Source organism: Pantoea sp. PvP021, assembly GCF_054056055.1.
On the sequence record NZ_JBSRXX010000001.1, the window covers coordinates 98,835 to 123,143 of the forward strand.

The 24,309-nt window shown below is 56.8% G+C and carries 18 protein-coding genes and 1 pseudogene; 5 read left to right on the forward strand and 14 right to left on the reverse strand.

What is annotated here, in order from left to right:
• Positions 1–14: 14 nt before the first annotated feature.
• Together thiM and thiD are read left to right on the forward strand one after the other, a co-directional pair.
• Complete coding sequence (gene thiM / locus ACVKSX_RS00350) at positions 15–812, forward strand: hydroxyethylthiazole kinase (RefSeq protein ID WP_187495749.1); 798 nt, start codon at positions 15–17, stop codon at positions 810–812.
• Positions 799–1,599, forward strand: coding sequence for a bifunctional hydroxymethylpyrimidine kinase/phosphomethylpyrimidine kinase (gene thiD / locus ACVKSX_RS00355; protein WP_010248209.1), 801 nt, complete (start codon positions 799–801; stop codon positions 1,597–1,599). The genes thiM and thiD overlap by 14 nt, the downstream gene beginning before the upstream one ends.
• Before the next feature lie 52 nt (positions 1,600–1,651).
• Here thiD and ACVKSX_RS00360 read toward each other — a convergent pair whose 3' ends face one another.
• From ACVKSX_RS00360 to manD, 5 genes are all read right to left on the reverse strand, one after another.
• Positions 1,652–2,338 carry a GntR family transcriptional regulator gene (locus ACVKSX_RS00360; RefSeq protein WP_010248206.1) on the reverse strand — a complete coding sequence of 229 codons (687 nt, stop codon included), beginning with the start codon at positions 2,336–2,338 and terminating at the stop codon, positions 1,652–1,654.
• 99 nt (positions 2,339–2,437) lie between these two features.
• Positions 2,438–3,898 carry a mannitol dehydrogenase family protein gene (locus tag ACVKSX_RS00365; RefSeq protein ID WP_354438165.1) on the reverse strand — a complete coding sequence of 487 codons (1,461 nt, stop codon included), beginning with the start codon at positions 3,896–3,898 and terminating at the stop codon, positions 2,438–2,440.
• A gap of 67 nt (positions 3,899–3,965) precedes the next feature.
• On the reverse strand, positions 3,966–5,249 hold the full coding sequence (locus ACVKSX_RS00370) for an MFS transporter (protein ID WP_354438166.1): 1,284 nt from the start codon (positions 5,247–5,249) through the stop codon (positions 3,966–3,968).
• Between the two features lie 82 nt (positions 5,250–5,331).
• Entirely contained in the window at positions 5,332–6,342 is a 1,011-nt protein-coding gene (locus tag ACVKSX_RS00375) for a Zn-dependent oxidoreductase (protein WP_354438167.1), read from the reverse strand.
• Positions 6,343–6,352: 10 nt separating this feature from the next.
• Complete coding sequence (manD, locus tag ACVKSX_RS00380; RefSeq protein ID WP_010670990.1) at positions 6,353–7,567, reverse strand: D-mannonate dehydratase ManD; 1,215 nt, start codon at positions 7,565–7,567, stop codon at positions 6,353–6,355.
• Positions 7,568–8,044: 477 nt separating this feature from the next.
• Here manD and ACVKSX_RS00385 point away from each other — a divergent pair, with 477 nt between their 5' ends.
• From ACVKSX_RS00385 to nudI, 3 genes are read left to right on the forward strand one after another with little or no spacing between them, the layout of a single operon-like run.
• The gene (locus tag ACVKSX_RS00385) at positions 8,045–8,908 is read left to right on the forward strand and encodes a radical SAM protein (protein ID WP_354438168.1); all 864 of its coding nucleotides are present in this window, start codon (positions 8,045–8,047) and stop codon (positions 8,906–8,908) included.
• Entirely contained in the window at positions 8,905–9,612 is a 708-nt protein-coding gene (locus ACVKSX_RS00390) for a deoxynucleoside kinase (RefSeq protein WP_307379226.1), read from the forward strand. Before ACVKSX_RS00385 ends, ACVKSX_RS00390 begins: the two co-directional genes overlap by 4 nt.
• 1 nt (position 9,613) lies before the next feature.
• Positions 9,614–10,039 carry a nucleoside triphosphatase NudI gene (gene nudI / locus ACVKSX_RS00395; protein WP_301248892.1) on the forward strand — a complete coding sequence of 142 codons (426 nt, stop codon included), beginning with the start codon at positions 9,614–9,616 and terminating at the stop codon, positions 10,037–10,039.
• A 53-nt stretch (positions 10,040–10,092) separates the two neighbouring features.
• Here nudI and ACVKSX_RS00400 read toward each other — a convergent pair.
• From ACVKSX_RS00400 to ACVKSX_RS00440, 9 genes and pseudogenes are all read right to left on the reverse strand, one after another.
• Positions 10,093–10,279 (reverse strand): annotated as a pseudogene (locus ACVKSX_RS00400) (helix-turn-helix domain-containing protein); the annotation flags it as partial.
• A gap of 367 nt (positions 10,280–10,646) precedes the next feature.
• Positions 10,647–11,546 carry a lipid kinase YegS gene (gene yegS, locus ACVKSX_RS00405; protein WP_033772226.1) on the reverse strand — a complete coding sequence of 300 codons (900 nt, stop codon included), beginning with the start codon at positions 11,544–11,546 and terminating at the stop codon, positions 10,647–10,649.
• Between the two features lie 220 nt (positions 11,547–11,766).
• A complete protein-coding gene (gene trhP, locus ACVKSX_RS00410; protein ID WP_033772224.1) occupies positions 11,767–13,149 on the reverse strand; it encodes a prephenate-dependent tRNA uridine(34) hydroxylase TrhP in 1,383 nt (460 codons plus the stop codon).
• Between the two features lie 120 nt (positions 13,150–13,269).
• Positions 13,270–13,977: an envelope stress response regulator BaeR gene (gene baeR, locus ACVKSX_RS00415; RefSeq protein WP_010248188.1), complete on the reverse strand. Its 708-nt coding sequence runs from the start codon at positions 13,975–13,977 to the stop codon at positions 13,270–13,272.
• Between the two features lie 6 nt (positions 13,978–13,983).
• Positions 13,984–15,372, reverse strand: a complete 1,389-nt coding sequence (gene baeS / locus ACVKSX_RS00420; RefSeq protein WP_033758415.1) for an envelope stress sensor histidine kinase BaeS — start codon at positions 15,370–15,372, stop codon at positions 13,984–13,986.
• Positions 15,369–16,775: an MFS transporter gene (mdtD, locus tag ACVKSX_RS00425; protein WP_354438170.1), complete on the reverse strand. Its 1,407-nt coding sequence runs from the start codon at positions 16,773–16,775 to the stop codon at positions 15,369–15,371. Before mdtD ends, baeS begins: the two co-directional genes overlap by 4 nt.
• 51 nt (positions 16,776–16,826) lie before the next feature.
• Positions 16,827–19,901 (reverse strand): multidrug efflux RND transporter permease subunit MdtC, encoded by a 3,075-nt coding sequence (gene mdtC / locus ACVKSX_RS00430; RefSeq protein WP_354438171.1) that lies wholly within the window; start codon positions 19,899–19,901, stop codon positions 16,827–16,829.
• Positions 19,898–23,020 carry an MdtB/MuxB family multidrug efflux RND transporter permease subunit gene (locus ACVKSX_RS00435; RefSeq protein ID WP_010248179.1) on the reverse strand — a complete coding sequence of 1,041 codons (3,123 nt, stop codon included), beginning with the start codon at positions 23,018–23,020 and terminating at the stop codon, positions 19,898–19,900. The genes mdtC and ACVKSX_RS00435 overlap by 4 nt, the downstream gene beginning before the upstream one ends.
• Positions 23,020–24,258 carry an MdtA/MuxA family multidrug efflux RND transporter periplasmic adaptor subunit gene (locus ACVKSX_RS00440; RefSeq protein ID WP_010670986.1) on the reverse strand — a complete coding sequence of 413 codons (1,239 nt, stop codon included), beginning with the start codon at positions 24,256–24,258 and terminating at the stop codon, positions 23,020–23,022. The genes ACVKSX_RS00435 and ACVKSX_RS00440 overlap by 1 nt, the downstream gene beginning before the upstream one ends.
• Positions 24,259–24,309 lie beyond the last annotated feature (51 nt).

Below are 24,309 nucleotides of genomic sequence, written 5' to 3' on the forward strand. Positions count from 1 at the left end.
GGTTGGGAGCTACGATGACACATCAATCTCAACACCTTTCTGCCGCGCACTTCGCGCCCATTCTGCACGCTTTCCGCCGCCAGTCACCGCTGGTGCACTGTATGACCAATGACGTGGTCCAGAACTTCACCGCCAACGTGTTGCTGGCTCTCCATGCCTCACCGGCGATGGTGATCGATGCCGCTGAGGCCGCCCAGTTCAGTAGCATGGCCGATGCACTGCTGATTAACGTGGGCACCTTAACCCGTGAGCGCCAGCAGGCGATGCAGGCTGCCGTCACCGCGGCTAATCAGGCGGGCACGCCCTGGACACTCGATCCGGTTGCCGTCGGCGCGCTGACGCTGCGCAGTGACTTCTGCCAGCAGTTGTTAAACCAGCAACCGGCGGTGATTCGGGGGAATGCGTCAGAGATTCTGGCGCTGGCACAACAGGCCAGCGGCGGGCGCGGTGTCGACACGCTGCATCAGGCGGATGCAGCACTCGATGCGGCCCAACAGCTCGCGGAAACCTGGAGCACGCTGGTGGTCGTCACCGGTGAAGTGGACTACGCCACCGATGGTCAGCGACTCCTTGCTGTACACGGTGGAAACCCCTTAATGACACGGGTAGTCGGGACCGGCTGCGCCCTCTCGGCAGTGGTGGCGGGTTTCAGCTCTCTGCCTGGCGATCGGCTGATGAATGTCGCGGCCGCCTGTCAGGTGATGGCGCTGGCGGGTGAAAAGGCAGCGGCGCAGGCTGCCGGCCCCGGCAGCTTTGCCACGGCGTTTATTGATGCACTCTGGACGCTGGAGGGTAATCATGAAGCGTATTAACGCTCTGACGATTGCGGGTACCGATCCCAGCGGCGGCGCAGGGATTCAGGCCGATCTCAAGACCTTCTCCGCTCTGGGAGCCTATGGCACCAGCGTCATCACCGCGCTGGTGGCACAGAACACCTGCGGCGTGCAGTCGGTTTATCGCATTACGCCTGACTTTGTGGCCGCCCAGCTCGATTCGGTGCTCAGTGATGTGCGCATCGACAGCGCAAAAATTGGCATGCTGTCAGAAACGGCTATCGTGGAGCAGGTTGCGGCCCGGCTGAGCAATGCGGCAATCCCGTTTATCGTGCTGGACACGGTCATGGTTGCGAAAAGTGGTGATGCGCTGCTCTCGCCAGACGCCGTAGCCAGTGTACGAGAGCTGTTATTGCCGCAGGTCTCGCTGATCACGCCTAATCTGCCGGAAGCGGCGGCGTTGCTGGACTGCGCCATTGCGGCAGATGAAGAGGAGATGCGCGAGCAGGGACGGGCATTGCTGGCACTGGGCTGTCAGGCCGTGCTGATGAAGGGCGGTCACCTTGCGGCGGCGGAGAGCCCGGACTGGCTGATCACGCACTCAGCAGAGCAGCGATTCAGTACGCCGCGCGTGAATACCCGTCATACGCACGGCACAGGCTGTACGCTGTCGGCAGCCTTAGCCGCGTTGCGACCACGTCATGCTGACTGGGCAGAGACGATTGGGGAAGCCAAAAACTGGTTACAGCAGGCGCTGCTGCAGGCGGATTCGCTGGAGGTCGGGAAGGGTATCGGGCCGGTTCACCATTTTCATCAATGGTGGTAATGACGAAGGCCCGCATCGACCTGGTAATCAGGTGGTGCGGGCGGTTTCAGGTTCAGGGTGCTTCAAACCAGGCGCTGTTACGCTCGGCAATCGGGGTGATAGAGAAGATCATCTCCTGCAGATGACGACGCATTGCCGCTTCGGCTGCATCGGCGTCATGACGCTTCAGCGCCGCAAAAATCTCTTCATGCTGCTCAATCAGCTTGTCCGGTGGAGAGACTTCACTCAGCGTCAGAAACCGCACCCGGTCCATGGCCGCTTTGATGTTCTCCACCGTTTCCCAGGCCAGCTTACAGTCAATGCTTTCAGCAATCAGGCGATGAAACTCATCGTCCAGAGTGAGAAAAGCCTGGCTGTCATGCCGCTCAGCGGCCATGCGCTGCAGCTGCAGGTTATGCTCCAGCGCCATCAGAGCCGGATCATCAATCTCCAGTGCCGCACGGCGAACCACCGACACCTCAACGGCCTCCCGGATAAAGCGGCCATCCGCCACCCGCTTAGCGGAGATTTTGCGCACGAAAGTGCCACGCTGCGGCAATACCTGTACCAGTCCGGCTTCGGCCAGCTTGATGAACGCTTCGCGCACCGGCTGGCGTGAGACGTTGAAGCGCGCGGATACCTCTTTTTCCGAGAGCAGCGAGCCCGGCTGAATTGCGCAGGTGACGATATCTTTGCGCAGATACCGGTAAATCTGCTGATTTACCGGTTCGCTGGTAGTAATGGTATAGGCGATCGACATGCAGCAATATCCATATTACGGCTGGCAGGGGCCAGCGCGATGGGAAAGTGTCAGTCTAATCAGCGCGCTGCGTCTGCGCCAGCGCTTTGTCACCGGCTGTTATGCCTGGCTGATACACTGCTGCACCGTCGCCCGCGCGCCCTGAGTCGTCAGTTGCTGGTAATACGTCGTCAGTCGGGCCACCAGATCGGCGTTCTGCGCTAAATCTTCGCCAAAGATGTCGCGCAGACCCAATAGCGCACGGACACGCGCTTCGCCTTCTTCGCTACCGGCAACCGTCTCTGCCAGCGTGGCTTTCAGCGGATCGCGGATCTCAATCGGTTGACCCTGTTCATCGACGCCGCCGACATAGCGCATCCAGCCCGCCACGCCCAGCAGCAGCAGGTCGCAGCGGCTACCGCGCTGCAGATGCCAGCGCAGACTGTCGAGCATGCGTTGTGGCAATTTTTGCGATCCGTCAGTGGCGATTTGATATGTGCGATGTTTAATGGCACGGTTTTCGTAACGGGCGATCAGCGAATCGGCATAGGCGTTGAGATCCACGCCCTGGGTACGCAGCGTCGGCGCCTGCTCATCAATCATCAGTGAACGGGCGGCGGCGCGGAAATGGGGATCGGCCACGCAGTCACTGATGTACTCATAACCGGCCAGAAAGCCGAGATAGGCCAGGAAAGAGTGGCTGCCATTCAGCATGCGCAGTTTCATCTCTTCATAGGGCAGAACGTCACTGACCAGTTCTGCGCCCGCTTTTTCCCACGCCGGACGGCCATTGACGAAGTTATCTTCAATCACCCACTGAAAGAAGGGCTCCGCTTCAACCGCAACCGGGTCATCGGAACCCAGACGCGCGCCTAGTGCCGCAAACGCTGCATCGGTCATGGCCGGAACGATACGATCCACCATGGTGGAGGGGAAGGTAATGTGTTGCTGAATATAGTCTGCCAGGGCCGGATCCTGATGCTGTGCCAGTTGCACAACAACGTTGCGGGTCACGTGACCATTTTCCGGCATGTTGTCACAGGACATCACGCTAAAGGCGGGTAAGCCCTGATCCCGTCGGCGGCGAATCGCGGCCAGAATCAGACCGGGCAGCGAACGCGGCGAATGCGGATTCTGCAGGTCATGCACGATGTCAGGGTGATCGGGATTTAAATTGCCACTGGCAGGCTGGTGGCAATAGCCTTTCTCGGTGACGGTCATGGAGACAATGGCTACCTCAGGCTGGCTCATGGCATTGATCACCGCCTCAATACCGTCACTTTTGCCGTGCAGTGCCTGAGTAATGACGCCAATCACCCGGGTATGCAATGAATCATCGGCCATCTCGGTGAGAGTATAAAGCAGCTGCTGCTCTCGCAGGGCCTCAATCAACGCGCCGCTGTTGAGGTTCACTTCACAATAACCCCAGTCGCTGCCCTGTTCAGCCAGCTTATCGCTGCAGAGCGCCTGATGGGCGCGGTGAAATGCACCAAAACCGATATGTACCATGCGGGTTTTTAACTGGCTGCGGTCGTAAGCGGGGCGCTTGACCTCCGCGGGCAGGCGATCAATCTGTAACATAGTCCATCCTTATGGCACACGGGGCGCAAAGCGCCCCGAAATCATACATCTGTTAACGAAACAACACTCAGACCGAAACCGGTTTATCCTGGGTTTTCGGACTGCGAATCACAAATAACACCAGGAAGGCACCCAGCGCGGCGACACAGCCCGCCAGGATAAAGGCGCTATCGAATTTACCGGTGTGATGAACAATAAACCCGGTGACGATGGGCCCGATGATGCCGGAGAGGCTACCCACCAGATGGATAAAGCCGCTGATGCTGCCGATACGGCTCTTGTGCACCACATCCTGAATAATCGCCCAGTAGATTGCGCCGGTGATATAGAGAAAGAAAATCGACACCGACATCATAATTACCGCAGGCACCACATCTTTTATCGTACCCGCCAGCGCCACACAAATTGCGGCGGCCAGCAGTGAGACCACCAGCACAATTTTGCGGGACAACAACAGCTTGCCGGTGATGTTAAAGATCTTATCGGAGATCCAGCCACCCAGCGCCAGGCCAACGAAACCGACGATCCACGGGATCATGGTGGTGATGCTCATCGATTTGATATCCAGGCCGTGCGCCTGCACCAGGTAGGCCGGGAACCAGCTCAGGAAGAAGAACAGAATGTAGTTGTAGCAGAAGAAGGCAAAAGCGGTGACCAGGATAATCGGCTGGCGCAGGTAGTAGCCAAACGGATGTGACGTTTCCGACAAATCAACTTCATCATTCGGGTTCGTTGCTTTCAGGCGATCAATCAGCAGACGTTCCTCTTCGCTGACGCGCTTGCTCTTCGCCGGATTGTCAGCGGCGAAGAAGAGCCAGAACGCCATCCACACCAGACCGATGCAGCAGACAATCACGAACGCCGGACGCCAGCCATAGGCGAGCGCCAGATAACCAATGATCGGGCCAGCGACCGCACCACCTAAAGGTGATCCGGCACTCAGTAAGCCCATGGCCGTCGCGGCCTGTTTTTTCGGGAACCAGCCGTTAATCGCTTTGTTGGCCGAGGAGCAGATCGGGCCTTCAGCCATGCCGAACAGCACACGCAGGATCAGCAGTGACCAGAAGCCGGTGGCCAGTGCGGTCATGCCGCAGAAAATGGACCAGGCACCTACCGCCACGGTCAGCACGATTTTAGGGCCATAGCGGTCAGTGGCAAGGCCGCCAAGGAAGTTAAACAGGGCATAGCCAAAGAAAAAGCTGCCGAAGATCATGCCAAACTGCTCAGCATTGATCGCCAGATCTTTTTCCACCAGCGGCACCGTCAGCGACAGGGCGACACGATCGAGGTAGTTAATCATGTAAACCAGGAACAGCAGCAAAACGAGGGTCCAGCGCAGATTCTTGAACATACAAACTCCGTGATCTGTTTTATCTTTATAGTCATGCCAGCGGGTACGCACCGGCTGAGGAGACCTGGTGTTCAGCGGATAATTAACCCATCTGAAGTATGACTTTGCAGCAGGTGCGCGGATCTTTTTCAAACAGGGTCATCGCACGCTCAATCTCCTGCAGCGGGAAGTAGTGCGTGACCAGTTTCTCTGGCTGGATTAACCCTTTTTCCATCCATTCGATCACCTGGGGGAAACGATTGCTGTTAAGACGTGAGGTAAACAGCGACAGCTCCTTGCTGGTCAGGCTCTGCTGAGTAATGCTGCACGGCTCGCCGGAGAAACCCAGCAGGCCAATGCGCGCGGCCGGTGAGGCGAGGGCAGCTGCTTCAGCCAGAATGGTGGGATGGCAGGCCGCGTCGATAATGAGCGTAGGCTGCACGCCCTCAAGCTGTGCCGCCAGCGGGATTTCATTGTTATCAAACAGTTGATCCGCACCGCTCTGCTCTGCAAGTGCCAGCCTTTCCGGCAGGCGATCCACCACCATCACCTTTTTAACCTTATAGACGCCCTTCAGCACCTGAATCGCAGTGAGCCCCATCGGACCGGCACCGTAAATCAGCGCCACATCGTCTGGCTGCGGCTTGAGAAAAGCGGTGATATTGGCGGCGATAGTGAAAGGCTCAACCAGACTGGCGAGCCGATCTGGGATGCTGTCCGGCAGACAAAAGGCATTTTTTGCCGGGGCCAGCGCATAGTCGCTGAAGCCGCCATCACGATGCACGCCAATCACCTGCAGTGTGGTGCAGACATTGGGACGGCCTACCGAGCAGGGATAGCAGCTGCCGCAGCTCACCACCGGATCCACCGCCACGCGGTCGCCCAGCCGGGCCGGATCAACACCGTCACCCACCGCGTCAATGACGCCGAAAAATTCGTGACCAATTACCCGTGGATATTTCGCGAACGGGTTATGACCGTGCCAGATATGCACATCAGAGCCGCAGATACTGGCATAAGCCACTTTGACCCGGACTTCGCCCGCCGCAGGTTGTGGCAGCAGACGTTCAGCCACCACCAGTTCACCCGGCTGTTCAATAACAACGCTTTTCATCAGCTTCTCCTTACCAGTTCCACAGGGTGCCGTCTTCAAGACGGGCGACCGGGAGATAGGCAGGTTCATAGGGATATTTCGACGCCAGTTTCTCGTTGAATTCAATGCCGAGACCGGGTTTGTCGCCTGGATGCATGTAGCCCTGGTCAAAGGTCCAGTTAGCATCAAACAGCTCCATCATCTGTTCGGAGAAGCCCATGTACTCCTGCACACCGAAGTTCGGCACCCAGAGGTCAAAGTGCAGTGCAGCCGCCATGCAGACAGGGGAGAGATCAGAAGGACCGTGCGAGCCGGTGCGCACCTGATAGAGCGAGGCAAAATCAGCGATACGCCGCATACCGGTAATGCCGCCCGCATGCGTAATGGTGGTGCGGATGTAGTCGATCAGCTGTTCTTCAATCAGCTGCTTACAATCCCAGATGCTGTTGAATACCTCACCCACGGCAATCGGCGTAACGGTATGCTGGCGGATCAGGCGGAAGCACTCCTGATTCTCAGCAGGCGTCGGATCTTCCATCCAGAACAGGCGATAATCTTCCACGCTCTTGCCAAAACGCGCCGCTTCAATTGGCGTCAGGCGATGGTGCATGTCATGCAGCAAGTGCTCGTCGAAACCAAACTTGTCACGGATGGCGGCGAACAGTTTCGGGGTGAAATCGAGGTATTTCTCGGTTGACCAGAGCTGCTCTTCCGGCCAGTTGCCTTTGGTTGCAGGCTCATAGGCCAGACCTTTGCCTTTCGCCATGCCGTAAGTGGTTTTCATGCCCGGAACGCCGCACTGCGCGCGAATCGCTTTGAAGCCCAGCTCTTTGTGCTTCGCGTAGTCATCCATCACTTCATCAATGGAGTGGCCGGTGGTGTGGCAATAGACCATCACGCCGGTGCGTGATGCGCCACCCAGCAGCTGATACACCGGCATATTGGCGGCTTTGCCTTTGATATCCCACAGTGCCATATCGACGGCCGAGATAGCGGACATGGTGACCGGGCCACGACGCCAGTAAGCGCCCTTGTAGAAATATTGCCAGATGTCTTCGATCTGATGCGCATCGCGGCCAATCAGCTGCGGGCAGACGTGATCTTTCAGGTAGGAGGCGACCGGTAATTCACGGCCATTCAGCGTTGCGTCGCCAATGCCGGTCAGACCCTGATCGGTGGTGATCTTTACGGTGACAAAGTTTCTGCCTGCGCAGGTTACAAATACTTCTGCCTTAACAATTTTCATCCTGGTTGCCTTAAGTCAGCGTTCAATGATGAAAAAGTACGCTCTTTAATACTACCATACAAGATGGAGTTGCAGAGTTGTGAACAGAATCACAGAGAGTTTTCAGGGACAAAAAGGCGTAGTGAGCAGAAGCATTGGGTGTTTATAAATCTGAGTAGTGGCAATAAAGGGGGCTAAGCTGGAACCGCCAAAATTTCCGACCTGTGATTTATTGGAACCTAAATGATTCCATCAGCCAGTAACGCCATCCTTTGTAGAAGGAGATTTGCAGGCAGAAGCATGAACTCTCTTAGAGTAGTAAGCCGGAGCCTGTCGAAATTTTTCGTTGAGCAAGCTAAACCGACCAGAGGTCTGAATTAAAACCCTACTTTATGTATGCCTATGCTTTAAATTCGTTCAATCCGAGAGTATGTTGTACCAATAACCTTGGTATTTGTAAGGTTATTGGGTTTCTTATCAAAGGTCAGAGGACGCGTAATGGATATTAGCAGCCTGCTTTTGGATTTTAGAATAACCTCACACTGCGATCTCGGATGTGATCTATGTTTCCGCAACCCCGGCATTCAGGACTCATCTCTATCCAGTGCTCTTAATGTTATTGAACGCATGTATAAAATGGGTTTCCGTCGTATCGGTTTTACTGGTGGTGAACCGACATCCAGAGCGGACTTCATTAATCTGATTGAATACGCAAAACAGATGGGTTTTATGACCTATCTCTCCACAGTCGGACATCGTTTCCTGATGGATCATGAGCGGTTAAATCCGGTTCTGTACTGGGTGGGTATGCCAATTGACGGGATTGATAAGCGTGTCAATTCCGATATTCGCAGTGATAAAATGAGTAACCAGCATAGAGTTATAAAAAATATATTAACATGGCTTCCGAATAATAACCGGATTAATATAAAACTTACTACTGTGGTTTCTCAGTCAAATGTCAATCTGCTAAGTGATATTGTCAGCTGGGTGGAGGCACTTCCCTATAAGATCCAGGCCTGGCGATTTTACCAGTTCTGCCCCTTAGGCGTCGGGAAAGAAAAAAGAGATAAACTGGAAATCAATACAGATGTATTTACAGATAAAATGGAAATACTAAAAAAACAACATCCAGGTATACCCATTAGCTGGGCCACCTTCGATGAGAGGGATAAAGCCAATGTTGTTATGGAACCAAATTTTGACATTATTATTCCCGACGGTGAAAACTATACCCTGCTGGGTAATATGCTAACAGATTCACCAGATAAAATTATCAATGCTATTTTTGGGAATAATGAAATCATGAGGAAATGTGAAAACAATCGTTTCTGGCTGGATGAAAGGGAGTTCATTGCATGAGGTATAACTATCTTCATATGGATCCCTGGTCAGCTGATAAAAAAGAAAAAAATCAGGACAGGAAACCCCTCTATATATGCCTGTCAGGCAATTCCGGGGTAGGGAAAAGTACCCTTCTGAGACGACTGTCTATGTCTTTATTTCAGTATGATCCGTATACTATCGCTATAGACGAAAAAAGTGTCCACCATCCACTCCTTCCTTACCTGTTTGATGATACAAGAAACTATGGTTATCTTATCCAACTCAATTTTATGGTGCAGCGTGCATTGATTATTAAATCCTGGCTGGATAAAGGATTTAATCTTGTAATGGAACGCTCCCATCTTGAGGATTATATATTTATCAGGTTTATGTTTAAAGCTAATTATATCAATAAGGTACATTATGATTCTTATATTAGCCTATGGGAAAGTATTAATGAATTGCTCACTGAACCGGATATTATCGCTTTTATTGATTATTCGGTTGAACATTCACTCTCTCATATCCGTGATGATGAAACTCATGGTATCCGACCGGAAGAATTTACCGATAAGGAGATGAAGGTTAAATGGATTAAAGGATGGCACGCAGAATACCAAAAATTCACAGATAATCTTCCGGAACATCTTCGTCAGCGGGTGATGATCTGTAACCATCCAGATGAAATTGACACTTTTTCAAACAGTGTAATTCAGAAAGCAATGATGTTAAGGAGATAAAATGCGCCAGAGAGTAATAGTGTGTCCTGTGATACAAAATGACGGTGAGTTTTTGCTTTGTAAAATGGCCTCCGATCGTGGGGTTTTCCCGGGACAATGGGCCCTCCCAGGCGGTGGAATGGAACCTGGGGAGACGATGGAAACCGCTCTAAGGCGAGAAATCATGGAAGAATTAGGGGAGGAACTGCGTATCACTGAAGTTAAGCCGTGGGCATTTCGGGACGATATCCGGACTAAAACGTATCCGGATGGCACTACCGAAGAAATTTACATGATTTATCTTATATTTGACTGTGTTAGTACAAACCGGAAAATTAAATTTAACGAGGAATTTCAGGAGATTATCTGGGTGTCATCTGAAGCTATGAAAAGCCTGGATTTAAATGAAGCGACCCGTGTTACTTTTGCCCAGAAAGGACTCCTTTAGCGAGCTATTCCTGGCCTTTATAGCAGATGTTTATCTGTTGATTATTCGGATTGTTAATCTTTTTTCACCCGGGAAAGCGTTCGATAGACTGTTGGCGGTGAAACTGAAAATAACTCAGCCAGATCGCTGTTCGAGTGCTGCCCGGTTCCATACATTCTATACAATTTCTGCGAAGGTGGGCAGGGTGGGCAGAATATTGAAAAACATTTTCCCCATCGGGTTCGTTTGATCATTAATATTGATTCTTTATGAGACAACTTCAGCAGTGATTTATGGCAGGTACAGACAGTTATTTTATGGTTCGTTCAACCATTCTCTTACCTGCATGATTTTTCAGGGCCACGATGACAACGCGTGGTAAAGCGCCAGGCCCAGGTGAACGACTGAAGGTTTTATACGATGCCGAACAGGAAGCGCTATATGGCCTCCCTGATTTATGTTGAACGGGCATTATACCTACCAGAACAGCAATGAAATTACTAATCTGAATAAGCTTGTTGCCGGGCTAATACTGGGGTAACGGTAATTTCGGCAGTTCCGGCGTAGAACCCCATAAAAAGATGGGATTAGCAGCAATAAAAAAGGGGCTTTCGCCCCTGATGTCGGTTCAGGCAAGCAGCGCGCACTGCGGCGGCAGGCGGCAGCTCAGCGCGCCCGCCATCACCTCAATCACGAATTCGCGCCCGGAAAGCGGCTCGCCATCGAGGTTAAAGGTCATCTCATGCGGAGAACGGATCGTCAGTGACTCCAGTTGCGTGGTGACGATGCCGGGATTGTCATCGTCGCCGGTCAGCGAGTGCAGCAGGGTAGGCAGCAACTCCTGCGCGGTGACAACACTGACGTCAAGTCGGCCATCGTTGATCAGGGCAGAAGGGCATAACCGCTGACCGCCGCCCGCCTGACGACCATTACCGATACCGATCACCAGCGCATCACCCTGCCAGGCAAAATCGGGGCCGCTGATCTCGCAGGTATCCGGTTTCAGCGTATCCATGCGCATCAGGCCGTGAATAAAGTAGGAGACGCCGCCCAGCGCCGACTTCAGCTTTTCCGGCGTTTCAGTCGTGATACGGGTGCCAAACCCGCCGGTCGCCATATTGATGAAGTAGTGGCTCTGGTTTACCCTGGCCAGATCGATGGCACTGGCTTTGCCCTGAATCGCCAGTCGCAGTGCCGGTTCCATCTCTTCCGGGATGCCGACGCTGGTGGCAAAATCGTTGGCGGTACCCAGCGGCAGGATGCCCAGCACCGGGCGATGATCCGCTTCAGAAGAAGCCAGCGCTGTCGCAATTTCATTGATGGTGCCATCGCCGCCACCCGCCACCACGGTCGCGGCCTGCAGTGCAATGGCCTCTTTGACGTACCGATCGCCGTCACCTTTTTCAAACGTGACACGCACCGCAATGTCGAAGCCTTCTTCACGCAGGGTCGTAATAGCTTCGCGCAGATCATCATTACCCGCGCCTTTCCCATTCAGGATGAGCAGCGTAAGCGGTTTATTATCCATTTTGCGTTCCTTGAAGATCTACAGAGTAAGAAGGGATTTATAACACAGCTGCCAGCAGTAAATTATTGGCGAAAGAGAGAAAAAAGAAAACCCGCACGGGGGAGCCGGGCGGGTAAATGAGGTGGTTCCTGGTAAATCTGCCGTTTGTTGTTACTCGTTAGCAGCAGGCGGGACTATAAAGCAGCACCGCGCAAGGGTCTGTGATCCTGTTCTGATTTCCTCAAAATGTTTCCGTTGGTAAACGATTATGAGGGTCCCGGGTATCTTCACCGTGATCAAAGTTGCGCAGCAGCAGTGCAAAACGCAGATCCACCTCCTCTGGCACCCGCAGCCAGACGCGATGGCCATCGCCCGGCGCAACTTCAGTGGGTTCGCCGCGCGCATTCTGCAGCGCGTCCAGCTGGCAATTCAGGTTCCCCTGAGGCGTCATGATCTCCACGCTGTCGTGCAGCATAAACTTATTCTTCACCGCCACTTCAGCCCATTCGCCCCGGCGTTCACCGGTGAATTCGCCGACAAACTGCTGGCGGTCGGACACCGAAAAGCCCTGCTGATAATTCTGGTAGCTGTCGTGAGTGTGGCGGCGCAGGAAGCCTTCGGTATAGCCACGATGTGCCAGGCCTTCCAGGGTTAACAGCAGTGAGGGATCAAACGGCTTACCGGCAGCGGCATCATCAATCGCCCGGCGATAAACCTGAGCGGTGCGGGCGCAGTAGTAGTAGGACTTGGTGCGTCCCTCAATCTTCAGCGAATGAACGCCCATCTCGCTGAGCCGCTCCACGTGCGCAACCGCGCGCAGATCCCGCGAGTTCATGATGTAGGTGCCGTGCTCATCTTCGAACGCGCTCATCACCTCGCCGGGCTTCATCTTCTCTTCCAGCAGAAACACCTTGTCGGTGGGCTGACCAACGCCCAGCGTTGGCGTCACATCCTGTACGGCGACAGGCTGGTGGATACCGACGATATTCCCCACCTCATCCTGCTGACCCTCCGCCACTTTATACTCCCAGCGGCAGGCGTTGGTGCAGGTTCCCTGATTCGGGTCGCGTTTGTTCATATAGCCTGAGAGCAGGCAGCGACCGGAGTAGGCCATGCAGAGTGCGCCATGGACAAAGACTTCCAGCTCCATCTCCGGGACCTGCTGGCGGATCTCGGCGATCTCCTCCAGCGATAGCTCGCGTGACAGAATCACCCGGCTCAGCCCCATCTGCTGCCAGAACTTTACCGTGGCCCAGTTGACCGCATTGGCCTGCACCGACAGATGAACCGGCATCGTCGGGAAAGCGTCGCGCACCAGCATGATCAGGCCGGGATCGGACATGATTAGCGCGTCGGGCTGCATCGCCACTACCGGCGCTAAGTCACGAATAAAGGTTTTCAGCTTGGCGTTGTGCGGCGCAATGTTCACCACCACGTAGAATTTTTTACCCAGCGCGTGCGCTTCACTGATGCCCAGTGCGAGGTTTTCGTGGGTGAATTCGTTGTTGCGCACCCGCAGGCTGTAGCGCGGCTGGCCGGCATAGACGGCATCGGCACCATAAGCAAACGCGTAACGCATGTTCTTCAGGGTGCCAGCGGGGGAAAGCAGTTCGGGTTTCATGATTTTCTCACTGATGTCAGGTCAGCATGTCGCCTCAGGCGGCAGGTGCAGGGCAGTTAAGCCCTGCAAAAGGTGCGGAATTGTAGGCAGTGAGAAAAGGGAAGTAAATTGATCGGGATCAAACTAGATCAAATGACAGGCATCGGCTTCCCAGCGATAGCCCATGCCGTAGACGGCGCGGATAAAAGGTTGCTCGCTGTCGAGAGTCTCCAGCTTGCGCCGCAGGTTCTTGATATGGCTGTCGATGGTGCGGTCCGTGACCACGCGGTAGTCATCATAGAGATGGTTGAGCAGCTGTTCGCGTGAAAAGACCTTGCCCGGCTCCAGCGACAGCGTTTTCAGCAGACGGAACTCCGCCGGGGTGAGATCCAGCGGCTTGTCGCGCCAGCTGGCGAAGAAGCGGCTCTCATCGACCCGGAGTAATGAGGCGCTTTGCGGCTCTTCCGCCGACCGTTTTACCCGGCGCAGAATCGTTTTAACTCGCGCCACCACTTCACGCGGGCTGAAGGGTTTACAGATGTAGTCATCCGCGCCCAGCTCCAGCCCCAGCAGCCGATCGATCTCCTCGGTACGGGCGGTGACCATAATAATCGGCAGTTCGGAATGACGACGGATTTCACGGCACAGCGTTAAACCGTCGGTGCCTGGCAGCATCAAATCCAGCAGCATCAGGTCGGGTGGCGTCTGGCGCACATACTCCAGCACCGCGTTACCGTCGGCGATGTGATGGGTACGGTAGTTCGAGGCATGCAGATAATCGATCATCAGCTGCGCCAGTTTCGGCTCATCTTCGACCACCAGAATCAGCGGGTCGTGGTTTTCCAGGCTCATAAGCGTCTACACAAGGGGAACATAGCGCAAGTGTAGCGCGATTTTCAGTCCACCTAAATCAGAGTGCGCCGCATGAATATCGCCGCCATGCGCGTCAGCGATATTTTTACAGATGGCCAGGCCCAGGCCCGAGCCACCGCTGGCGCGATTGCGCGAGCCTTCGGTGCGGAAGAAGCGCTCAAAAATCTGCGCCTGATGTTCCCCATCCACGCCCGGCGCGCTGTCATCAAACTCGATGCGCCAGTTGGGTGCCTCATAGTTCAGCGTCACTTCAACCCGGCCCCCGCTGTCGGTGTAGCGCAGGCTGTTCTCCAGCAGATTAGTGAACAACTGCATCAGGCGGTCGGGATCGCCAAAGAAGGGGGCGTTATCGGGCAGATTGAGTTTCAGCGTCAGCCCGTGTGCACGATAGCGTTCGGCAAAGCTGCCTGCCGTCACTTCCAGCAGCTGCACCAGATCGGTTGCCTGTTTGCGGTAGGCAAGGGCGCCCTCATCGGACAGCGACAGCTGATGCAGATCGTCGACCAGCTTGGTCAGCACCACCACTTCGCTTTGTAGCGAGGCGATCGCTTCCGGCGTCAGTTTGCGCACGCCATCCTGCATCGCTTCCAGTTCACCGCGCAGGATCGCCAGTGGTGTGCGTAATTCATGGGAGATATCGGCCATAAAGGCGCGGCGCATGCTCTCATTTTTCTCCAGCGAGCTGGCAAGGAGGTTAAAGTCCCTGGCCAGCTGGCCCAGCTCATCCCGGCTGCTGACCTCAACGCGGGTGGCAAAATTACCGGCCGCCAGATGATGGGTGCCGTCAACCAGTCGTTTGACCGGAGCCAGCAGACCGCGCCCCATCAGCCAGGTTGCCAGCGCCGCCAGCAGCGTGGACAGCCCGACGATAATCCAGCTGGTGCGCCGCTGCTGCTGATCAAAGTTAATGTCGGTGCTGCGCGTCAGCCGCTCCGGCGGCGAGCCGATGACCCAGCCGACCACTTTATTATTGCTGGTGGTGATATTGCGTCGCGTGCCTTCGGGCGGCACCGGCGATTTTGGCCCGGCCAGCACTTTATATTGCTGATCGAGGATCCAGAACTGGGTGCGCCAGCCGTGCGGCGGCAGCTGACTGTTACTGTCGGGATTCTGCTCCAGCGAGCGCAGCATGGTGAACACCAGCCGATCGTTGTGGCGCAAAAAATCCCAGTTGCCGTGCTGCTCATACTGATCGGCCAGGGCATCGCTGAGCAGATTTAACCGCTGCTCGTTGCCGCGCTTAATGTAGTCGACAAAGCCATGCTCGAAACTGAGGCGAACCCCCCAGTGCATGGTAATCAGAACCAGCATGCAGGTGGCGAAAATCGCCATAAACAGTTTGGCACCGATGCCCAGGCGCAGGTTATCTCTCATTTTTTTCTCCGGCGTCGCAAATCAACGTTGGTACTCACCTGTGGCGGCACGCGCCAGAACACCAGCGCGGGCAGGATGATAATCAGCGACATGCAAAGGTAGGTATAAATAAACATCTGATGTTCCGCCGTGCTGTTCGCTGCGCTTTCCTGAGCAAATGCCCCCAGCAGCAGCCCGGCCACGGTAACGCCGATACTCATCGACAGCTGCATAATCATCGACAGCAGGCTGTTGCCGCTGGACGCCAGCTCATCGGGCAGCTCCTTCAGCGTCAGGGTATTCATTGAAGAGAAGCGGATGGCGTTGACCATGCCCTGCAGAAACAGCACCAGTGGCAGCAGCCAGACCCAGCCCAGAATTGCCACCAGCGGGAACAGCAGGACCACCAGCGCCAGCGCCACGGTCGACATCACCAGCACGTTGCGGTAGCCAAAAAGATTGACGATGCGCACCACAATGCGTTTCATCCCCATATTCCCCAGCACCATCGGAATCATCATCAGACCAGCATGAAACGGGCTGTAACCCATGCCGAGCTGCAGAAAGATAGGCGTCATAAAGGGCAGCATGCCGCTGCCGATGCGGCCGGTAAAACTGCCGAGCAGGCCAATGGAGTAGATGCGATTATCAAACAGCTTCAGGCTGAACAGCGCATTATCATTGCTGCGCACATGCATCAGGTAGAACAGCAGAGAGAACATACCAATGAGGATCATGGCACCCAGCAGCAGCGGAGAGCCGCCACTGCTGCGCTGACCATCCAGTGCCAGCGTCAGGGTTGCCATTCCGGCGGCCAGCAGGATAAAACCGCCGAAATCAAAGCGCCGCGTCTGCATGCTGTAGTTGGGCATCAGCATCAGGGTGGCAATAGCGCCTGCAATGCCGACCGGGATATTGATCAGAAAGATCCAGTGCCAGCTGGCGTACTCCACCAGCACACCGCCCAGCGCCGGACCCAGCAGCGGACCGATCTGGCCGGGCAGAGTGACAAACGTCATGGCGGACATATACTGCTCGCGCGGCACGATTTTCATCACCGTCAGACGACCCACCGGCACCATCATTGCCCCGCCAATCCCCTGAACCACCCGCGACAGCACCAGTTGATCGAGGGTGCCGGAGAGGGCGCACAGCAGTGATCCCAGGCTGAACAGCACAATCGCGCAGAAGAAAATGTTGCGCACGCCAAAACGATCGGCCAGCCAGCCGCTGACCGGCAGCATCACCGCTACCGTCAGCACGTAATAGACGATGACCGAGTGCATGTGCAGCGGGCTGACACCCAGATCGTGCGCCATCGACGGGATCGCGGTATTCACGATGGTGGTATCCAGCGTCTGCATAAAGAAGCCGATGGCAACAATCCACAGTTGCCAGCGGACGTTAGTGCTTTGCGTACTCATCGATCCCCCCGATAAAGGCGTCACGTCCGATGCCTGTTGCCGCCATACCTGTTACGGCTGCTGCGCGGCGACCAGCGGGCGTTTTTTACGGCGCAACTTATCCATCATTAAATAGACCACCGGCGTGGTGTAGAGCGTCAGCAACTGGCTCATCACCAGCCCGCCTGCAATGGTAATCCCCAGCGGCTGACGCAGCTCTGCGCCGTCGCCGCTGGTCAGCACCAGCGGCAGCGCGCCAAACAGCGCCGCCAGCGTCGTCATCATAATCGGCCGGAAGCGCAACAGGCACGCCTGGAAAATTGCTTCCCGCGCGCTGAACTGGCCGTTGCGCTCTGCCTCCAGCGCAAAATCGACCATCATGATGGCGTTCTTTTTAACGATTCCGATCAGCAGCAGAATACCGATCAGCGCAATCAGGCTGAAGGGCGTATCGAACAGCTCCAGCGCCAGCAGCGCACCGACACCCGCCGAGGGCAGGGTAGAGAGGATCGTCAGCGGATGGACATAGCTCTCATAAAGGATCCCCAGCACGATATAGACCGCTGCAATCGCCGCCAGCATCAGCCAGAGCTGATTGCTTTGCGACTGCTGAAACACCTGCGCCGTACCGGCAAAGCTGCCGCGCACGCTGGAGGGCACGCCAATCGCGGTCATGGTGCGTTCAATTGCCTCCGACGCCTGCGACAGCGACACCCCTTCCGGCAGGTTAAATGAGATGGTCGAGGCGGCAGACAGCCCTTCATGATTGACCGAGAGCGGCGCATTCGCGGGCTGCCAGTGGGCGAACCACGACAGCGGAATCGCTTTACCTTCGCTGTTTATCACGAACATCTGCGACAGGGCGCTGATATCCTGGGTGTAGCGCGGATCGACCTCCATCACCACTTTGTACTGGTTAAGCGGCTGATAGATGGTGGAGATCTGACGCTGACCAAAGGCGTTATTCAGCAGGGCATTGGCCTGAGAGACATCAATGCCAAGCCGCGCCATGCTTTCCCGGTCATAGGTCAGCGCCATCTCGCTGCCTTTATCCTGCTGATCGGAGTTCACATCCGCCAGCTGCGGCAGGGCAGAGAACGCCTGACGGATTTTTGGCTCCCACTCACGCAGGGCGTTAAGGTCGTCCGACAGCAGGGAATATTGATAACCGGCATTCGATTCCCGACCGCCGACGCGCAGATCCTGCACCGCATTCAGATAGAGACTTGCCCCGGGTTCTTTCGCCAGCTTATTGCGCAGGCGGGCGATAATCTCCACTGCACTCTCTTTGCGCTCCGACAGCGGCTTCAGCGAAATAAACATGGAGCCGCTGTTGGTACGCATTCCGCCGGTGAAGCCCACCACGCTCTCTACCGCCGGATCGGCCCCGACAATCTCCATAAAATCCTGCAGCTTACTGCGCATCGCCTGAAACGAAATGCTCTGGTCGGCAGAGATGAAACCGGAAAGTCGTCCGGTATCCTGCTCCGGCATAAAGGTTTTCGGAATATGGACAAACAGCCAGCCGGTCAGGACGATGGTGGCGAAAAACAGCACCATCACCCAGCGCGCATGGTTCAGTACCACGCTAAGCGAGCGGCCATAACCCTGCTGGATCGCCATCAGCAGCCGGCCCGCGCCGCGCTGGCGCGGCTGACTTCGCGGCGCGTGCGGCTTCAGCAGATAGGCGCACATCACCGGCGTCAGGGTGACCGAGATAAACAGCGAGATGACGATTGCCACCGACAGCGTAATGGCAAATTCTGAGAAGAAGCGGCCAATCAGTCCGCCGATCATCAGCAGCGGCAGGAACACGGCAATCAGTGACAGGCTCATCGACAACACGGTAAAACCGACTTCCCGCACCCCTTTCAGCGCGGCGGCCAGCGGCTTCATGCCCGCTTCTACGTGTCGGGCAATGTTCTCCAGCACCACAATCGCATCATCCACCACAAAGCCGGTGGCGATGGTCAGCGCCATCAGCGACAGGTTGTTGAGGCTGAAGCCGCACAGGTACATTGCGGCGAAGGTGCCGATCAGCGAAACCGGCACCGCAACGGCGGGGATCAGCGTGGCGCGGCCCGAACGCAGGAAAACAAACACTACCAGAATCACCAGCGCCACGGCGATCACCAGCGACTGCTCCACCTCATGCAGCGAGGCGCGAATGGTGGGTGAGCGATCCTGAGCGATCTGCAGATCGATGGCGGCCGGGATCACCTCATGCAGCAGCGGCATTTCGGCGCGGATGCGGTCCACCGTATCGATGACGTTGGCTTCAGGCGTCTTGCGGATCAGCAGCAGCACCGCCGGTTTACCGCGCGACATCCCGGCGTTGCGTACGTCCTGCACTGAATCTTCGACTGTCGCCACATCCGACAGCCTGACCGCCGCGCCGTTGTTGTAATGCACTATCAGCGGCTGATACTCACTGGCGGTCTGCAGCGCGTCATTGGTACGCAACTGCCAGCGCTGCTGCGAATCATCCAGTGCGCCCTGCGGCCGTCGCTGATTGGCGTTGGAAATGGCGGTGCGCACCGCATCCAGCGAGACGCCCTGATTAAACAGCGCCTGAGGATTCAGGGCCACGCGGACCGCAGGCAGCGAGCTGCCACCCACGGTGACGTCGCCCACGCCCTCAATCTGTGACAGTTTCTGCGCCAGCTGGGTCGAGGCGTAATCGTAGAGCTGACCCGGATTATAGGTATCCGAAGTCAGCGTCATGATCATAATCGGCGCATCTGAAGGGTTCACTTTGCGATAGGTCGGGCGCGACGGCATCCCGGTAGGCAGCAGGCTTTGCGCCGCGTTAATCGCGGCCTGGACATCGCGCGCGGCTCCGTTGATGTCGCGATCAAAATCAAACACCAGAATGATGCGGGTGCTGCCCAGCGAACTGGTGGAGGTCATTTCACTGACGCCCGCGATGCGTCCCAGCGAGCGCTCCAGTGGCGTGGCCACCGACGACGCCATGATCTCCGGCGCGGCACCCGGCAGCGAAGCCGAGATAACGATCACCGGAAAATCAACCTGCGGCAGCGGCGCCACCGGCAGCAGCCGGAAACCCAGCATCCCCGCCAGTGCGATGGCCAGCGTCAGCAGCGTGGTGGCGACGGGCCGGTTGATGAACAGGGCAAAGAACTTCACTCTGCGGCCTCCGTGCGGGCAAAGCGGCGGCGGGTGGCGTGCGCCAGTCGATCAAACAGCAGGTAGATCACCGGGGTGGTAAACAGGGTCAGCACCTGGCTCAGAATCAGCCCGCCGACCATGGCAATCCCCAGCGGATGACGCAGTTCGGCACCGACGCCGGTGCTGAGCATCAGCGGCAGCGCGCCGAGCAGGGCGGCCAGCGTGGTCATCAGAATCGGGCGGAAGCGCAGCAGGCAGGCCTGATAGATGGCATCAACAGGCTTCATACCCTGTTCACGTTCGGCCGCCAGCGCAAAGTCGATCATCATGATGGCGTTCTTTTTCACGATGCCGATCAGCAGGATGATGCCGATTATCGCCACGATATCCAGCTCATTGCCGCTGAGCATCAGCGCCAGCAGCGCGCCGACACCCGCCGTGGGCAGCGTTGAGAGAATTGTGATGGGGTGAATAAAGCTCTCATAAAGCACGCCCAGCACAATGTACATCGCTACAATAGCCGCCACAATCAGCCAGACGGTGCTGCTCAGCGCCGCTTCAAACGCCAGCGTGCTGCCCTGGAACTGCGTCATCAGCTCTGCGGGCATGCCAAGCTCGGCTTCAGCCTGCGACACCGCTTTCACCGCATCTTCCAGCGAATAGCCGTCAGCCACGTTGAAGGAGAAGGTCGCCGACGGGAACTGGTCGAGATGGTTAATGCTGAGCGGCGTGTTGCGCTGTTCAATGCGGGCAATGGCGCTCAGCGGTACGCTGCCGCCGTCGCTGCTGTTAAGGCGAATCGCCTCCAGGCTCTCCATGCCTGGAGTGGCACTATTGTCCTGCTCCAGCACCACCCGATACTGGTTCGCCTGGGTATAAATGGTGGAGATGAGCCGCTGACCAAAGGCGTTGTACAGCGCGTTATCGACATCCGCCATGCTGATGCCGAGGCGGCTGGCGCTGTCGCGGTCCACTTTGACATAGGCTTCCAGTCCCTGATCCTGCCAGTCACTGCTGACATCGCGCAGCTGTGGCAGGGTGCTGAGCCGGGTCAGCAGCGCCGGAACCCAGGTGCTGAGCGACGACAGTGAACCCGATTGCAGCGTGAACTGATAGGGCGTGCGGCTCGCCTGGGTATCGATGGTGAGATCCTGCACCGCCTGCAGCCACAGCTGCACGCCCGGTACCTCACTGACCTGCTGTTGCAGGCGCTGCTGAATGGCAGGAATGCGGTCGTCGCGTTGATCCAGCGGTTTGAGGTTGATCTGCAGACGCGCGCTGTTCAGCGAGGCATTGGTGCCATCCACGCCGACAAACGAAGTCATGCTCTCCACTGCCGGATCTTTCATGATGATGGAGGCGACATCGCGGGTGCGCTGCGCCATGCTGGCATAGGAGACCGACTGCGGTGCCTGCAGCGTGCCCTGAATAATGCTGTTGTCCTGCTGCGGGAAAAAGCCTTTCGGAATGATCATCCACAGCACCAGCGTCAGCACCAGGGTGCCAAGCGCCACCGACAGCGTGAGCCAGGGATGATTAAGTACCCGTTTCAGGCCGCGGCCATAGGCGGCCACGATACGATCAAACATCGCTTCGCTGGCCCGCGAAAAGCGGTTCTGTTTGCGCAGCGACTCCGCGCTCAGCATCCTGGCGCACATCATCGGCGTCAGGGTCAGTGACACCACCGCTGAAATCAGAATCGCCACCGCCAGCGTCACGGCAAATTCGCGGAACAGACGGCCGATCACGTCGCCCATAAACAGCAGCGGGATCAGGACCGCAATCAGCGAGAAGGTGAGGGAGATGATGGTAAAGCCGATCTCGCCGGCACCTTTCAGCGCGGCGGTCAGCGGCTTTTCCCCTTTCTCGATATAGCGTGAGATGTTCTCAATCACCACGATGGCATCATCGACCACAAAGCCGGTGGCGATGGTCAGCGCCATCAGCGTCAGGTTGTTAATTGAAAAGCCGAGGAAGTACATCGCCGCGAAGGTGCCGATCAGTGACAGAGGCACCGCAACCGCCGGGATCAGCGTGGCGGGCACGTTGCGCAGAAACAGATAGATAATCATCACCACCAGCGCCATCGCCAGCATCAGCTCATACTGCGTGTCGTTGACCGAAGCACGAATATTGGTGGTGCGGTCGGTGAGCAGTTTAACCTCCACCGACTTCGGCAGGGCTGCGGTCAGGGCGGGCAACATGGCACGGATATTATCTGCTGTGGCGATGATATTGGCACCAGGCTGACGCTGAACGTTGAGCACAATCGCCGCATCGCGGTTGGCCCAGGCGCCGAGCCAGCTGTTTTCTGCTCCCTGTTCTATGGTCGCCACGTCGCCAAGACGCACCGGTGCGCCGTTTTTGTAGCTGATAATCAGCTGGCGATAATCCTCCGCTGATTTCATCTGGTCATTGGCTGACAGGGTAACTGAGCGGGTCGGACCATCCAGGCTGCCTTTGGCGGAGTTAACGTTGGCATTGCTGATAGCGGTCCGCACCGTTTCGCTGGTCAGACCCAGCGCAGCCAGCGCCTGCGCATTCATTTTCACCCGCACCGCCGGACGCTGACCGCCCGATAGCGTCACCAGTCCGACGCCGCTGACCTGAGAGATTTTCTGCGCCACCCGCGTTTCCACCATGTCCTGCACCTGCGTCAGCGGCATGCTGCGCGTGGTGACGGCAAGCGTCATGATCGGTGGATCGGCAGGATTCACTTTGCTGTAGACCGGCGGATTAGGCAGGTCGTTGGGCAGCAGGTTAGTGGCGGAGTTAATGGCAGCCTGCACCTCCTGCTCTGCGACATCCAGCGGTAGCGTCAGCTGGAACTGCAGCGTCACCACCGAGGCACCGCCGGAGCTTTGTGACGCCATCTGTTTCAGGCCAGACATCTGACCAAACTGGCGCTCAAGCGGCGCGGTGATGGAGGAGGTGACCACATCCGGGCTGGCACCCGGATAGAGCGTGACGACCTGGATCGTCGGATAGTCGACTTCCGGCAGCGCCGAGACCGGCAGGAAGCGGTAGCCCAGCACCCCGGCCAGCAGGATCGCAATCATCAACAGCGTGGTGGCGACCGGCCGCAGGATAAACTGGCGTGACGGTCCGCCACTATGATCGGGAGGCATGACCTGCATTACTCACGCTCTCCTTTTGACGGCAGGGTGGCGCGGGTAGCGCGCGGTGCGTTGCTCTGCGGCGCGACCACCTCGACTTTTGCGCCTTCCGTGAGGCGATCCAGCCCATCGGTCACGACGCGTTCGCCCGCCTCCAGACCGGCGCTGACCACCACTTTCTCGCTATCCTGCAAGCCGGCAATCACGCTTTTCTTGCTGACCTTGTTGTCACTGTTAACCACCCAGACAAAGTTGCCTTCGTTGCCCATCTGCAGCGCGGCAGGTGGGATAACAATCGCATCCTGCAGGGTGTTGACCTTCAGCCGCACATTCACGAACTGATTGGGGAACAGCGTGTCGTCCTGATTATCAAAACGCGCTTTGATTTTGATGGTGCCGGTGGTGACATCAATCTGGTTATCAAGGCTTAGCAGTTTGCCATTGGCGATCAGATTCTGATTACTGCGATCCCAGGCTTCCACCAGCAGCGATTCACCGCTTTTCTGCGCCTTGAGAATGGAACTGATGCTGTTCTCAGCCAGGGTAAAGACCACATCAATCGGGTGCGTCTGGGTGATCACCACGATACCGGTGGTGTCGCCGCTGGTGACGTAGTTGCCGACGTCCACCTGTTTCAGCCCGACCCGGCCGGCAATCGGCGCAGTGATCCGGCTGTAGGTAAGATTGAGCTGCGCACTGGCGACGCTTCCCTCATCCGCTTTCAGCGTGCCGAGCGTTTCACTGACCAGTGAGCGCTGGGTATCCAGCTCCTGTTGCGACACCAGCGAGGTTTTTGCCAGCTTCTCGAAGCGCGCCAGGTCACGACGGGCGTTGGCCAGCGTCGCCTGATCTTTTGCCAATTGGCCCTGCGCCTGCGTTAACGCCACCTGATAAGGCCGCGGGTCGACTTCTGCCAGTAGCTCGCCCGCCTTCACCTGCTGCCCTTCGGTGAAGTGGATTGCCAGCAGATCGCCATTGACCCGGCTGCGCACCGTGGCCGTGTTAGCCGCGGTCACCGTACCCAGTCCACTCAGATAGTGCGGCACGCTCTGGCTGGTGGCCGTAGCGGCCTGAACCGGCGCGAGGGGACGACGGGCACCGTCACCGCCGCCTTTGCCGCCACGTGGCGCAGGTGCGTCACTCTGACTGCTGCTCTGCGGCTGGGCATGGCGCTGCCAGGCATAATAGCCGCCAGCGGCCACGGCGATCAGGGCCAGCACGATAAGGGTTTTCTTCATAACAGGATGTCGGGTGCTCATGATTGTTGGTGCTCTCCAGCAGTGACGTAGTCCCAGGCGCAGGCATCAAAT